The organism is Malikia sp. (genome assembly GCF_028687635.1).
Taxonomy (GTDB): Bacteria; Pseudomonadota; Gammaproteobacteria; order Burkholderiales; family Burkholderiaceae_C; genus Malikia.
The window spans coordinates 168,658-182,567 of record NZ_JAQTZS010000004.1 but is presented as its reverse complement, the minus strand read 5'-3'; the positions used below and the strand labels follow the sequence as shown (position 1 = coordinate 182,567).

General features: G+C 68.3%; 13 protein-coding genes. 6 read left to right on the top strand and 7 right to left on the bottom strand.

The annotated features are described in order from the left end of the window. Positions 1-54 precede the first annotated feature (54 nt). On the bottom strand, positions 55-636 hold the full coding sequence (locus PHR85_RS04715; RefSeq protein ID WP_300051112.1) for a Fe-Mn family superoxide dismutase: 582 nt from the start codon (positions 634-636) through the stop codon (positions 55-57). A gap of 152 nt (positions 637-788) precedes the next feature. Between PHR85_RS04715 and PHR85_RS04710 the strand changes: the two genes are divergently transcribed. Continuing rightward, positions 789-1,427 carry a MotA/TolQ/ExbB proton channel family protein gene (locus PHR85_RS04710; protein ID WP_300051109.1) on the top strand — a complete coding sequence of 213 codons (639 nt, stop codon included), beginning with the start codon at positions 789-791 and terminating at the stop codon, positions 1,425-1,427. Positions 1,428-1,431: 4 nt separating this feature from the next. On the opposite strand, the gene PHR85_RS04705 is transcribed toward PHR85_RS04710, so the two are convergent. Beyond that, positions 1,432-2,952 (bottom strand): aldehyde dehydrogenase family protein, encoded by a 1,521-nt coding sequence (locus tag PHR85_RS04705; RefSeq protein WP_300051106.1) that lies wholly within the window; start codon positions 2,950-2,952, stop codon positions 1,432-1,434. 305 nt (positions 2,953-3,257) lie between these two features. Between PHR85_RS04705 and PHR85_RS04700 the strand changes: the two genes are divergently transcribed. The 5 genes from PHR85_RS04700 to adk all read left to right on the top strand — a co-directional run bounded on the left by PHR85_RS04700 (position 3,258) and on the right by adk (position 6,574). Beyond that, positions 3,258-3,695 carry a biopolymer transporter ExbD gene (locus tag PHR85_RS04700; RefSeq protein WP_300051103.1) on the top strand — a complete coding sequence of 146 codons (438 nt, stop codon included), beginning with the start codon at positions 3,258-3,260 and terminating at the stop codon, positions 3,693-3,695. Beyond that, complete coding sequence (lpxK, locus tag PHR85_RS04695; RefSeq protein ID WP_367278703.1) at positions 3,692-4,795, top strand: tetraacyldisaccharide 4'-kinase; 1,104 nt, start codon at positions 3,692-3,694, stop codon at positions 4,793-4,795. Before PHR85_RS04700 ends, lpxK begins: the two co-directional genes overlap by 4 nt. Then, positions 4,776-4,985, top strand: a complete 210-nt coding sequence (locus tag PHR85_RS04690) for a Trm112 family protein (RefSeq protein ID WP_300051098.1) — start codon at positions 4,776-4,778, stop codon at positions 4,983-4,985. The genes lpxK and PHR85_RS04690 overlap by 20 nt, the downstream gene beginning before the upstream one ends. Continuing rightward, on the top strand, positions 4,982-5,773 hold the full coding sequence (kdsB, locus tag PHR85_RS04685; protein ID WP_300051095.1) for a 3-deoxy-manno-octulosonate cytidylyltransferase: 792 nt from the start codon (positions 4,982-4,984) through the stop codon (positions 5,771-5,773). Before PHR85_RS04690 ends, kdsB begins: the two co-directional genes overlap by 4 nt. 144 nt (positions 5,774-5,917) lie before the next feature. After that, the gene (adk, locus tag PHR85_RS04680; protein ID WP_300051093.1) at positions 5,918-6,574 is read left to right on the top strand and encodes an adenylate kinase; all 657 of its coding nucleotides are present in this window, start codon (positions 5,918-5,920) and stop codon (positions 6,572-6,574) included. Between the two features lie 110 nt (positions 6,575-6,684). Here adk and PHR85_RS04675 read toward each other — a convergent pair whose 3' ends face one another. The 5 genes from PHR85_RS04675 to PHR85_RS04655 are packed head-to-tail and all read right to left on the bottom strand — an operon-like array spanning position 6,685 to position 13,818. After that, positions 6,685-7,590 (bottom strand): hydroxymethylglutaryl-CoA lyase, encoded by a 906-nt coding sequence (locus tag PHR85_RS04675; RefSeq protein WP_300051091.1) that lies wholly within the window; start codon positions 7,588-7,590, stop codon positions 6,685-6,687. A gap of 18 nt (positions 7,591-7,608) precedes the next feature. Next, a complete protein-coding gene (locus PHR85_RS04670) occupies positions 7,609-9,630 on the bottom strand; it encodes an acetyl/propionyl/methylcrotonyl-CoA carboxylase subunit alpha (protein ID WP_300051088.1) in 2,022 nt (673 codons plus the stop codon). Between the two features lie 11 nt (positions 9,631-9,641). After that, positions 9,642-10,421: an enoyl-CoA hydratase/isomerase family protein gene (locus tag PHR85_RS04665; protein ID WP_300051085.1), complete on the bottom strand. Its 780-nt coding sequence runs from the start codon at positions 10,419-10,421 to the stop codon at positions 9,642-9,644. 7 nt (positions 10,422-10,428) lie between these two features. Next, positions 10,429-12,036, bottom strand: coding sequence for a carboxyl transferase domain-containing protein (locus tag PHR85_RS04660; RefSeq protein ID WP_300051082.1), 1,608 nt, complete (start codon positions 12,034-12,036; stop codon positions 10,429-10,431). A gap of 57 nt (positions 12,037-12,093) precedes the next feature. Then, positions 12,094-13,818: an AMP-binding protein gene (locus PHR85_RS04655; RefSeq protein ID WP_300051079.1), complete on the bottom strand. Its 1,725-nt coding sequence runs from the start codon at positions 13,816-13,818 to the stop codon at positions 12,094-12,096. Positions 13,819-13,910 lie beyond the last annotated feature (92 nt).

The following is a 13,910-nucleotide window of genomic DNA, read 5'->3' as shown; positions in this document are numbered from 1 at the left end:
CGCAGGCTGCGGGTTTTCTTGTCAGCTGCGCGTGACGGACACGCGCGCGGCCGATCAGGCGAAGTTGGCTTCGGCGAACGACCAGTTGACCAGCTTGTCGAGGAAGGTCTCGACGAACTTCGGACGCAGGTTGCGGTAGTCGATGTAGTAGGCGTGTTCCCAGACGTCGACGGTCAGCAGGGCCTTGTCCTCGGTGGTCAGCGGGGTGCCGGCGGCGCCGGTGTTGACGATGTCGACCGAGCCGTCAGCCTTCTTGACCAGCCAGGTCCAGCCGGAACCGAAGTTGCCGACGGCCGACTTGACGAAGGCTTCCTTGAAGGCGGCGTAGCTGCCGAACTTGGCGTTGATGGCCTCGGCCAGCGCGCCGGTGGGCTCGCCGCCGCCGTTGGGCTTCATGCAGTTCCAGAAGAAGCTGTGGTTCCAGATCTGGGCCGCGTTGTTGTAGATGCCGCCGCTGGACTGCTTGATGATGGACTCGAGGTCCATGTTCTCGAAGTCGGTGCCCTTTTGCAGGTTGTTCAGGTTGACCACGTAGGCATTGTGGTGCTTGCCGTGGTGGTACTCCAGGGTTTCCTGGCTGTAATGGGGGGCCAGCGCGTCGATCGCGTAGGGCAGTGCGGGCAGGGTGTGTTCCATCTGTGCTTCCTTGGGTTGGTGTGGATGACAGTCGATGATTGTAGGAAACAAACAAGGCCTTGCGGACGCCACGGGCAAACGGGACATAATCAGCAAAATCATCACGGCGCACCACACAGGAACCCGCCACGCCTGTCACGAGGAGTATCGAATTGCTGTCTATCCTGGAAGCGGCCGGCTGGCCGATCTGGCCGCTGCTGGCCTGCTCGGTGCTGGGCCTGGCGCTGGCACTGGAGCGCTTCATCAGCCTGAGGGCATCGCGCGTGGCGCCGCCCGGCGTGCTCGAGGAGGCCTTATTGGTGGCCGCGCGCGCGGGCCTGCCCGCCCCCGAGGTGCTGCGGCAGTTCGAGGATCATTCGGTGCTGGGCGCCGTGCTGGTCAGCGGCTGGCGCGCGCTGCAGCGCCACCCCGGCGCGAGCGAGGCCGAGCTGCGTTCGGCGCTTGAGTCGGCCGGCCGGCTGGCGGCGGCCCGGCTGCACCAGAATCTGACCGCGCTGGGCACGATCGCCTCCGCCGCGCCGCTGCTGGGGCTGCTCGGCACGGTGATCGGCATGATCGAGATCTTCGGCTCGCAAAGCGGCACCGCCGGCCTGACGCCGGGCGGCGGCGACCCGACCCAGTTGGCCCATGGCATCTCGATCGCGCTCTACAACACGGCCTTCGGCCTGCTGGTGGCGATTCCGGCGCTGGTCTGCTGGCGCCACCTGCGCGCGCTCGCCGACGCGCATCTGCTGCAGCTCGAGATCGCGACCGAGCGCTTCGCGCAGCAGCTGTGCGCGCAGCGCCGCTGAAAGCTCAGAAGAAGCCGAGCTTGCTCTCGCTGTAGCTGACCAGCAGGTTCTTGGTCTGCTGGTAATGGTCGAGCATCATCTTGTGGTTCTCGCGCCCGATGCCCGACTCCTTGTAGCCGCCGAAGGCCGCGTGCGCCGGATAGGCGTGGTAGCAGTTGGTCCAGACCCGGCCGGCCTTGATCGCGCGGCCCATGCGGTAGGCCACGTTGCCGTTGCGGCTCCAGACGCCGGCGCCCAGGCCATACAGCGTGTCGTTGGCGATCGCCAGCGCCTCGGCCTCGTCCTTGAAGGTGGTGACGGCCAGCACCGGGCCGAAGATCTCCTCCTGGAAGATGCGCATCTGGTTGTGGCCCTTGAACAGGGTGGGCTGGACGTAGTAGCCGCCTTCGAGGTCGCCACCGAGGTGGGCCTGGCCGCCGCCGATCAGCAGCTCGGCGCCTTCCTGCTGGCCCAGGTCGAGGTAGGACAGGATCTTGGTCAGCTGCTCCTTGGAGGCCTGCGCGCCCATCATGGTGTCGGTGTCGAGCGGGTTGCCATGCTTGATCGCGGCCACGCGCTTGAGGACACGCTCCATGAACTTGTCGTAGATGCTTTCCTGGATCAGCGCGCGCGAGGGGCAGGTGCAGACCTCGCCCTGGTTGAAGGCGAACAGCACCAGGCCCTCGATCGCCTTGTCGAGGAAGCCGTCATCCTTGTCCATCACGTCGGCGAAGAAGATGTTGGGCGACTTGCCGCCCAACTCCAGCGTGGCCGGGATCAGGTTGTTGGCCGCCGCCTGCGCGATCACGCGGCCGGTGGAAGTCGATCCGGTGAAGGCGATCTTGGCGATGCGCTTGGAGGTCGCCAGCGGCATGCCGGCCTCGCGGCCAAAGCCGTTGACCACGTTGAGCACGCCAGCGGGGAGCAGGTCGGCGATCAGCTCGACCAGGATCAGCAGGCTGATCGGGGTCGACTCGGCCGGTTTCAGGACCACGCAGTTGCCCGCGCCCAGCGCTGGCGCCAGCTTCCAGGCCGCCATCAGAATGGGGAAGTTCCAGGGGATGATCTGGCCGACCACGCCGAGCGGCTCGTGGAAATGGTAGGCGACCGTGTTCTCGTCGAGGTCGGACAGCGCGCCTTCCTGCGCCCGCACGCAGCCGGCGAAGTAGCGGAAATGGTCGACCGTCAGCGGGATGTCGGCGTTGAGCGTCTCGCGGATCGGCTTGCCGTTGTCGACGGTCTCGGCGTAGGCCAGGCGCTCGATATTGGCTTCGATGCGGTCGGCTATCCTGTTGAGCAGGTTGGCGCGCTCGGTCGGGCTGGTCTTGCCCCAGGCGTCGGCGGCGGCATGCGCGGCGTCCAGCGCCAGCTCGATGTCCTCGGCGCCGGAGCGCGCGGCGCGGGCGTAGACCTGGCCGTTGATCGGGGTGATCACGTCGAAATACTCGCCCTTGACCGGGGCCACCCAGCGGCCGCCGATGAAGTTGTCGTACTGGGCCTGATAGGCAATCGGGGCGCCTTCGGTGCCGGGAGCTGCGTAGATCATCTTGTCTTCCTCTTTGTGCGTTGCGGATGGAGCAATGTGCCTGGTGGCGCTGTATCTCTTCAAGTTCCGTGCCAGCCTGGACAGGCATGGCAAGCCATTGATTCGATTGACTCATCGCACAAACCGAGAGTGAAAGCCGCGGCCAGTGCCAGAGTTCAGGAAGTGACAACTGTCACGGAATGGAACAACGCAACGGCCGGGTGGTACAGCACCGGAACCAGACCGTGACCTGAACCGAGGCAAGCCGGGATAATCTGCTCGATCAAGGACCGCCTGCCGGCAAACCCCATCCCATGGGAAACCCAATGAACTTCAGAAAATCGAGCTTCGACCGGGGCAGCCCGGACCCCGAGATCAACCTGATCCCCTTCATCGACGTGCTGCTGGTGGTGCTGATCTTCCTGATGCTGACCACGACCTACAGCCGCTACAGCGAGCTGCAGGTCCTGCTGCCAGTGGCCCAGGCCGATGCACAGCAGCAGCGCCCGCATGAGCTGGTCGTGGCGGTGGCAGCCGACGGCCGCTACGCGCTCGACCGCCAGCCGCTGGCCGGCCAGGACAGCGAGGCGCTGACCCAGGCCCTGGTGCAAGCCGCACGCCAGCACAGCGGCCAGGAGACGGTGCTGGTCATCAGCGCCGACGAGGCGGCCAGCCACCAGGCCGTGATCCGGGTCATGGACGCGGCGCGCCGCAGCGGGCTCGAACGCATCGTGTTCGCCACCCGCCAGTCGCAGGGGAATTGAGCTTGTCGGCAAGACTGCAACAGGCCTGGCTGCGCCGCGGCCCGCTGGCCGCCCTGCTCTGGCCAGTCTCACAGCTCTATGCGACGCTGACGGGGCTGCGACGCCTGGCCTACCGGACTGGATGCAAGCGCAGCGAGCGGCTGCCGGTTCCGGTACTGGTGGTCGGCAACGTGGTGGTGGGCGGCGCCGGCAAGACGCCGACCGTGATCGCGCTGCTGCGCCATCTGCGCGCCCGGGGCTGGACGCCGGGCGTGATCTCGCGCGGCTACGGCCGCGAGGGCGACGGCTGCCTGGAGATCACCCCCGACAGCAGCAGCCGCGAGGCGGGCGACGAGCCGCTGTTGATCGCGCGCGCGACCGGCGCACCGATGGTGGTCGGGCGCCGGCGCGCCGAAGCCGGCCGCCTGCTGCTGGCGCGCCACCCCGAGGTTGACCTGGTCATCTGCGACGACGGCATGCAACACTGGGCGCTGGCGCGCGACCTGACCGTGGTGGTGTTCGACGAGCGCGGCACCGGCAACGGCTGGCTGCTGCCGGCCGGGCTGCTGCGCGAACCCTGGCCGGCACGCCCCTGGGGCGATGGCGCGGGTGAGCTGCTGGTGCTGCGCACCGCACGCCCCGGCGTCGAACTGCCGCCGCTGCTGCCCGCCCGACCAGGCGGCTCGGTCCATGCGGCAAGGCGCGAGCTCGCGGCCGAGGCGGTCGATGCCCGAGGCCTGCGATGCACGCTGGCTGAACTGGCCCTGGCAGAAGGCGTCGAGACCGGTGCGCTGGCCGGCATCGCGCAGCCGCAGCGCTTCTTCGAGATGTTGCGCGCGCGCGGTCTGGCGCCGCAGCAGGAACTCGCGCTACCCGACCATGCCGACGGCCCTGCCCTGCTCGCGACGCTGCTGGCCGGGCATCGCCCCGGCAGGCGCTGGTTCTGCACCGAGAAGGACGCGGTCAAGCTGTTTCCGCTGCTGAGCGGGCAGCCGGAGCTTGCGGTCTGGGCGGTGCCGCTGGTGCAGACGCCCGAGGCCGCGTTCTGGAACGAATTCGACCGCGCGCTGGAGCGGGCCCGGGAGCGACTATCATCCCGTCATGGACGCCAAACTCCTTGAATTGCTGGTCTGCCCCGTCACCAAGGGCCCCCTGATCTACCTGCGCGAGTCGCGGGAGCTTGTCTCGCGCAGCGCCCGCCTGGCCTATCCGGTGCGCGACGGCATCCCGATCCTGCTGGAAAACGAGGCGCGCGAACTCAGCGACGAAGAACTCGAACGCCTGCCGCGCAGCGAAAGCCCCGCCGCATGAGCCGCGACGCGCCCCCCTTCCATGTGCTGATCCCGGCCCGGCTGGCATCGAGCCGGCTGCGCAACAAGCCGCTGGCCGACATCTGCGGCCAGCCGATGATCGTGCGCGTGGCCGAACGGGTGCGCCTGAGCCGCGCCCAGTCCTGCGTGGTCGCGACCGACGACGAGCAGATCCTGTCGGCCTGCCGCGCGGCCGGCGTTGACGCCCTGCTCACGCGCGCCGACCACCCGAGCGGCAGCGACCGGCTGGCCGAGGCCTGCGCCCTGCTGGGCCTGCCCGACGACGCCATCGTCGTCAACGTGCAGGGCGACGAGCCGCTGATGGACCCGGCGCTGATCGAGGCGGTCGCCGCCGAACTGCAGCGCCGCCCCGACTGTGTCATGAGCACGGCCGCGCACGCGATCGAACACGCGGCCGAATTCGCCAACCCCAACGTGGTCAAGGTGGTGCTGGACCGCCTCGGCACGGCGCAGTACTTCAGCCGCGCGCCGATTCCGTGGTGGCGCGACGGCATGGCCGAGGCCTGGAGCGAAGGCATCGTGGAGCTGCCGCAAAGCCCGCTGCCGCTGCGCCATGTCGGCATCTACGGCTACCGGGTCGGCTTCCTCAAGGCCTTCCCCGGCCTGGAACCCGCCCCGACCGAGCAATGCGAGTCGCTGGAGCAGCTGCGCGTGCTCTGGCATGGCGAGCGCATCGCGGTCCATATCTGCGACCAGGCACCTGGCCCGGGGGTGGACACGCAAGCCGACCTGGAACGGGTACGCGAGATCTTCGCGGCCCGGGCCTGAAGCCTGGCGCGGACCGGACCAGAGTTCTTCGCGCCGTAAGCTGGGCGACAAGTCCCACATGCTATCCTTGGTTGTTTGCCCAGGAGGGGCAGGCGGCGAGGAACCGCGAGACAACCGTTTGACACACTGAAGACAAGGAAACCCATGCGACTGATCCTGTTGGGCGCCCCCGGCGCAGGCAAAGGCACCCAGGCCAACTTCATCTGCCAGAAGTACGGCATTCCCCAGATCTCGACCGGCGACATGCTGCGCGCCGCGGTCAAGGCCGGCACCCCGCTGGGCCTGGAAGCCAAGCAGGTCATGGACGCCGGCGGCCTGGTCAGCGACGAGCTGATCATCAACCTGGTCAAGGACCGCATCGCCCAGGCCGACTGCGCCAACGGCTTCCTGTTCGACGGCTTCCCGCGCACGATTCCGCAGGCCGACGCGATGAAGGCCGCCGGCGTCAAGCTCGACTACGTGCTCGAGATCGACGTGCCGTTTGATGCCATCATCGAGCGCATGAGCGGTCGCCGCTCGCACCCGGCGTCGGGCCGCACCTACCATGTCAAGTTCAACCCGCCCAAGGTCGAGGGCGTGGACGACGTGACCGGCGAGCCGCTGGTGCAGCGCGCCGACGACCAGGAAGAAACCGTCAAGAAGCGCCTGGATGTCTACAGCGCGCAGACCCGCCCGCTGGTCGACTACTACGGCGACTGGGCCAAGGCCGATCCGGCCGCCGCGCCGAAGTACCGCGCCATCAGCGGCACCGGCAGCGTCGAGGACATCACCGCGCGCGCCTTCGCTGCACTGGCGGAGTGATGCACTGCGGCGCACAGGCCTGATCGGCCTGTGGCGAACAAAAAACCCCTGAGCGCCGAGCTGCAGGGGTTTTTTCATTTATGGCCCGGACGTAAGTTTTATCATGCTGTTCAGCCGCGCCTGGCCAGCAAGGCCCGCGCCACGCGCGAATTGGTCGGACGGCCCAACGCGGTGCTGATGTAGGCTCCCGCGTCGACCAGCGCGTCGAGGTCGATGCCGGTCGCTATGCCCATGCCGTGCAGCAGGTAGACCAGGTCCTCGGTCGCGACGTTGCCGGTGGCGCCCTTGGCATAGGGACAGCCACCGAGACCGGCGACCGATGACTGGAAGTTCCAGACCCCCAGCTGCAAGGCCGCCAGGGTGTTGCTCAGGGCCTGGCCGTAGGTGTCGTGGAAATGGCCACTGACCTGGTCGAGCTCGTAATGCTTTAGCGTGGCTTCGATGGCGCGCTGCACCTTGAGCGGCGTGCCCACGCCGATGGTGTCGGCGACATCGACCCGCTGCACGCCGATGGCCTTCATCAGCCCGGCCAGCATTTCGACGCGCTCGGGGGCGATCTCGCCCTCATAGGGGCAGCCAACCGTGCAGCTCATGGCGCCGCGCACCGCGATGCCGGCGTCGAGCGCGGCCTGCACGACGGGTGCGAAGCGGGCTATGCTCTCGGCGATGCCGCAGTTGATGTTCTTCTGGCTGAAGGCCTCGCTGGCGGCGCCGAAGACCACGATCTCGTCGGGCCGATCGGCCAGCGCGGCCTCGAAGCCCTTGAGGTTGGGCGTCAGCACCGAGTAGCGCACGCCGTCGCGCCGCTGGATACCGCTCATGACCTGGTGGTTGTCGGCCATCTGCGGCACCCATTTGGGGCTGACGTAGCTGGTGACCTCGATCTCGCGCAGGCCGCTGTCCTGCAGGCGGTGCACGAGTTCGATCTTGACCGCAGCCGGCACCGGCTGCGGCTCGTTCTGCAGGCCGTCGCGCGGGCCGACCTCGACCAGCCGGACGCTTGGGGGGTAGTTCATGCTGATTCCTCTGCGGTTTCAGGCCGGCTCGAGTTCGAGCTTGAGCAGTTCGGCGCCATCGCCGACCTGATCCCCGACCGCGTACAGCAGCTCGGCCACCACCCCGTCGGCAGGGGCGGCAATCGTGTGCTCCATCTTCATCGCTTCCATCACGGCGAGTGGCTGGCCCTTGGCGACGCGTTCGCCCGCCGCGACCATGAAGGCGACCACCTTGCCCGGCATCGGCGCGGTCAGGCGACCGGCCTCGGTGCCGCTGTCGCCGGCGTGGGCCAGCAGGTCGATCTCGACCAGCTGCGCGGCCCCCTGCGGCGTGAAGACCTCGACCCGTTCGCCATCGAGGTAGATGGTGGCCAGGCTGCGCTGCGCGCCAAAACTGATGTCCAGCGCCCAGTCGCCATCCTGGCGCGGCGTGAATTGCAACGGACCCGAGACGGCTTGGGCGCCCTCGCCCACGGTCAGCCGCAGCGCGGCGTCGCGCTGATAGGACAGCGTGGCGGCCACGCGCTCGCCGAGGTAGTCGAAGGCGAAGCGGCGCGCGAAGACCCCATGGCTGCGCCAGCCGTCGGTCCTGCTGAACGGGTCAGCGCCTTCAGTGGCGCGCTCGGCCAGCAAGGTCTGCGCCACGGCAGCGGCAACCGCCAGCGGCAGTCCGACCTCATCCTGGCCGAACAGCACGGCGCGCTCGCGCTCGATCAGCGCGGTATCGAGGTCGGCGCCAGCGAACGACGGGCTGCGCACGACGCGGCGCAGGAACTGGACGTTGGTCGACAGGCCGACGACATGGGTCTGGGCGAGGGCCTCGTCGAGCCGGGCCAGCGCCTGCTCGCGGGTGTCGCCCTGCACGATCAGCTTGGCCACCATCGAGTCGTAGTAGGGACTGATCGCGTCGCCCTCGCGCACGCCGTCGTCGAAGCGCAGCGGCGCGATCTGGAAGCTGTCGTGCGCAGGCTTGTGGTAGTGGTCGAGCCGGCCGGTGGCGGGCAGGAACTGGCGCTCGGGGTTCTCGGCGCAGATGCGCGCCTCGATCGCGTGACCCTTGATCCGCAGCTGGTCCTGGCGCAGCGGCAGCGGCTCGCCGGCGGCGACGCGAAGCTGCCACTCGACCAAATCGAGCCCGGTGATGGCCTCGGTCACCGGGTGCTCGACCTGCAGCCGGGTATTCATCTCCATGAAGAAGAAGTTCATGTCGCCGCCTGCGCGCTGCTCGACGATGAACTCGACCGTGCCGGCGCCGACATAATGCACCGCGCGCGCCGCCGCGACCGCCGCCAGGCCCATCTGGGCGCGCAGCTCGGCGCTGAGCCCCGGCGCCGGCGCTTCTTCGAGCACCTTCTGGTGCCGGCGCTGCACCGAGCAGTCGCGCTCGAACAGGTAGACGATGTTGCCGTGCGTGTCGCCAAAGACCTGGATCTCGATGTGGCGCGGGCGCTGCACGTATTTCTCGATCAGCACGGCGTCGTCGCCGAAGCTGTTGCGTGCCTCGCGCTGGCAGGACGCCAGCGCGGCGGCGAAGTCTTCGCCGCGGTCAACCGCGCGCATGCCCTTGCCGCCGCCACCCGCGCTGGCCTTGATCAGCACCGGATAGCCGATGCGGTCGGCCTCGGCCTGCAACAGCGCGGGGTCCTGGTTGGCACCGTGGTAGCCGGGCACGAGCGGCACGCCGGCGCGCTCCATCAGTTGCTTGGACTCGGCCTTCAGGCCCATGTCCTTGATCGCGGAAGGCGGCGGGCCGATGAAGACCAGTCCGGCATCGGCACAGGCCTGCGCGAATTCCTCGTTCTCGCTCAGGAAGCCATAGCCGGGATGGATGGCCTGCGCGCCGGTGGCCTGGGCGGCCTCCAGGATGGCCTGCCAGCGCAGATAGCTTTCCTTGGGCGAGCTGCCGCCGATATGGATGGCCTCGTCACAGGCAGCGACATGCTTGGCGCCGGCGTCGGCATCCGAATAGACCGCGACGGTCTTGATGCCGAGGCGGCGCGCGGTGGCGGCGACGCGGCAGGCGATTTCGCCACGGTTGGCGATCAGGATTTTCTTGAACATGTCTGGTCTCCTCAGGCCAGCCAGGCCGGCTGGCGTTTTTGCAGGAAGGACTGCACGCCCTCCCTGCCCTCGGTGCTGGCGCGGATGTCGGCGATCGCCTCGACCGTCTGGGCGATCAGCGCCGCGTCGATCTCGCGCTGCGCGACGTCCTGCAGCAGGCGCTTGCAGGCGCGCACGGCGGTCGGGCTCGCGTTGAGCAGCGCCTTGACGACCGCATCGACCCGGGTGTCGAGTTGGTCGGCGGGAACCACCTCGTGCACGAAGCCGATGCGCAACGCCTCGGCGGCGTCGAAGCGCTCGGCGCTCAGGCAGTAGCGCTGCGCGGCGCGCGGCCCCATGGCGCGCATCACGTAGGGGCTGATGGTGGCCGGCACCAGGCCGAGCCGGGTTTCGCTCAGGCAGTAGTGCGCGCTGTCGGCGCTGAGCGCGATGTCGCAGCAGGCCACCAGGCCCATGCCACCGGCGTAGACATCGCCCTGCACCCGGGCCACGATCGGCTTGGGACAGTGGTAAATGGTGCGCAGCATCTCGGCCAGGCGCGCCGCGTCGGCCAGGTTCTGCGCGCGGTCGTAGTCGGCCATGCGGCGCATCCAGTTCAGGTCGGCACCGGCGCAGAAGGCCGCTCCCTCGGCCGCCAGCACGATGGCGCGCACGTCCTCGCGTGCCCCGAGTTCGGTGAAGGCCTGGGTCAGTTCGGCGATCACCTCGTCGTTGAAGGCGTTGCGCAGTTCGGGCCGGGTCAGCGTGAGGGTGGCGCGCTGCGCCTCGACTTTTATGTTCAGGTTGCTCATCACGGCCTCACATGCGGAAGATGCCGAACTTGGTGTCGGGGATCGGCGCGTTCAGACTGGCGGACAGGCCCAGCGCCAGCACGCGGCGGGTGTCGGCCGGGTCGATCACGCCGTCGTCCCACAGCCTGGCGCTGGCGTAGTAAGGGTGCCCTTGCTCCTCGTACTGCTGGCGGATCGGCGCCTTGAAGGCTTCCTCCTCGTCGGCGCTCCACTGGCTGCCCTTGGCCTCGATGCCGTCGCGCCGGACGGTCGCCAGCACGCTGGCGGCCTGCTCGCCGCCCATCACGCTGATGCGGGCGTTGGGCCACATCCACAGGAAGCGCGGCGAGTAGGCGCGACCGCACATGCCGTAGTTGCCGGCGCCAAAGCTGCCACCGATGATGATGGTGAACTTGGGCACCTGCGCGGTCGCGACCGCCGTGACCATCTTGGCGCCGTTGCGCGCGATGCCCTCGTTCTCGTACTTGCGCCCGACCATGAAGCCGGTGATGTTCTGCAGGAACACCAGCGGGATCTTGCGCTGGCAGCACAGCTCGATGAAATGCGCCCCCTTCAGCGCCGACTCCGAGAACAGGATGCCGTTGTTGGCGATGATGCCGACCGCCATGCCCTCGATATGCGCGAAGCCGCACACCAGCGTGGTGCCAAAGCGTGGCTTGAATTCGTGCAGCTCGGAGCCGTCGACCAGGCGCGCGATGATCTCGCGCACGTCGAAGGGCTTGCGCGTGTCGGTCGGGATCACGCCGTAGAGCTCATCGGCCGGGAACAGCGGCGCGCGCGGCTCGCGCAGTGGAATTTCCGGGCACTTGGCGCGGTTGAGGTGGCCCACCGCCTCCCGCGCCAGGCTCAAGGCATGCAGGTCGTTCTGCGCCAGATGGTCGGCCACGCCCGAGAGGCGGGTATGGACGTCGCCGCCACCGAGGTCCTCGGCGCTGACTTCCTCGCCGGTGGCGGCCTTGACCAGCGGCGGGCCGCCCAGGAAGATCGTGCCCTGGTTCTTGACGATGATGGTCTCGTCGCTCATCGCCGGCACATAGGCGCCGCCCGCCGTGCAGCTGCCCATGACGACCGCGATCTGCGCGATGCCCTGCGCGCTCATGTTGGCCTGGTTGTAGAAGATGCGGCCGAAATGGTCGCGATCCGGGAACACCTCGTCCTGGTTCGGCAGGTTGGCGCCACCCGAGTCGACCAGGTAGATGCAGGGCAGCCGGTTCTGCTCGGCGATCTCCTGCGCGCGCAGGTGCTTCTTGACCGTGGCGGGATAGTAGGTGCCGCCCTTGACGGTGGCGTCGTTGCAGACGATCATGCAGTCGATGCCGGCGACGCGGCCAATGCCGACGATCAGGCCGGCGCCGGGCGCGTCGTTGCGGTACATGTTGAGCGCGGCCAGCGGCGCGACCTCCAGGAAGGGCGTGCCGGGGTCGAGCAGCATCTGCACGCGCTCGCGCGGCAGCAGCTTGCCGCGCGCCAGATGCTTGGCGCGCGCGGCGTCACCGCCGCCTTGCGCGATCTGTTCGATCCGCTCGCGCAGGTCGTCGACCAAGGCGCGCATCGCGGCGGCGTTGGCCTGGAAGTCCGCGCCGCGCGGATTGAGTTGGGTGCCGAGTGTGCTCATCGGGGGCTTTCTGTCTTGGGTCTTGAAGGTGGGGGCTACAGGCGGCTTCAGGCGGCATCAAGCCGTTTTGGCTTCCCGCAGGCCGAGCTGGGCCTTCATCGCTTCGCGGATCCTGAACTTCTGGATCTTGCCGGTCACCGTCATCGGGAAGCCCTCGACGAAGCGGATATGGCGCGGGATCTTGTAATGCGCGATGCGGCCACGGCAGAACTCGCGCAGCGCGTCCTCGGACAGGCTCTGGCCGGGCTTGAGCACCACCCAGGCGCACAGCTCCTCGCCGAAGCGCTCATCGGGCACGCCGACCACCTGCACGTCCTGCACCTGCGGCAGGCGGTAGAGGAACTCCTCGATCTCGCGCGGGTAGATGTTCTCGCCGCCACGGATCACCATGTCCTTGATGCGGCCGACGATGTTGATGTAGCCCTGCTCATCCATGGTCGCGAGGTCGCCGGTGTGCATCCAGCCCTCGGCGTCGATCGCTTCGCGCGTCCTGGCCTCGTCGCCCCAGTAGCCCTTCATGACCGAGTAGCCACGGGTGCAGAGTTCGCCCGCCTGACCGCGTATGAGCGTGGCGCCAGTATCGGGGTCGGCGATCCTGACTTCGAGATGCGGCTGGACCTGGCCAACGGTCGAGACCCGCTTGTCCAGCGGCGTGTCGGTGCGGCTCTGGCAGCTGACCGGGCTGGTCTCGGTCATGCCGTAGGCGATCGTGATCTCGCCCAGGTGCATGTCGCTCACCACCCGCTTCATGACCTCGATCGGACAGGGCGAGCCGGCCATGATGCCAGTGCGCAGGCTCGACAGATCGAACTCGGCAAAGCGCGGGTGGTCGAGCTCGGCGATGAACATGGTCGGCACGCCATGCAGTCCGGTGCAGCGCTCGTCCTGCACCGTCTGCAGCACGGCGAGCGGGTCGAAGGCATCGTTCGGGTAGACGATGGTCGCGCCGTGCGTCAGGCAGGCCAGGTTGCCCAGCACCATGCCGAAGCAGTGGTAGAGCGGCACCGGGATGCAGAGCCGGTCGGCCGGGGTCAGCCGCATCGCCTCACCGATGAAGAAGCCGTTGTTGAGGATGTTGCGGTGCGTCAGCGTCGCGCCCTTGGGAAATCCCGTGGTGCCGCTGGTGAACTGGATGTTGATCGGGTCAATGGGATTGAGCGTGGCGGCCACGCGGTCGAGGCGCGGGTCGTCGGCGCGGCCGCGCGCCATCAGCTCGGAAAAGCGCAGCAGGCCTGGCACTTCCTCGCCCTGGCCGGGAACATCGATCCAGACCACGGTGCGCAGGTGTGGCAGCTGGGCCGACTCAAGCGCGCCCGGCTGGCCGTGGACCCATTCGGGCGCCAGCTGGCGCAGCATGGCCAGGTAGTCGCTGCTCTTGAAGCGGCTCATGGTCACCAGCGCGCGGCATTCGACCTTGTTGAGCGCGTATTCGACCTCGGCCGTGCGGTAGGCCGGGTTGATGTTGACCAGCACCAGCCCGACCTGCGCCGTGGCCAATTGCAGCAGCACCCATTCGGCGTTGTTGTGCGACCAGATGCCGACCCGGTCGCCGGGCTCCAGGCCCAGCCCGAGCAAGGCACTCGCAAGCTGGCGCGCGGCCTGCTGCAGGCCATGGTAGCTGTAGCGCCGGCCCTGGTGCACGCTGACCAGAGCCTCGTGCTCGGGCTGGCGCGCCACCATGGCGTCAAAGCAGGCGCCGATGGTCTGCTCGATCAGGGGCTGGTCGGTCGCGCCCCACGCCAGGGCAAAGGCGGTGGTCGGTGTCTTGTCGTCTTGCTGCATGCGGGTCTCCTGCTGTCGCTTGGGGTTCTTGTGCCGCCATGGTAGGGACGCGCACCGATTGGCGTGTGCCACAATGGTTGCAATTCATGCCA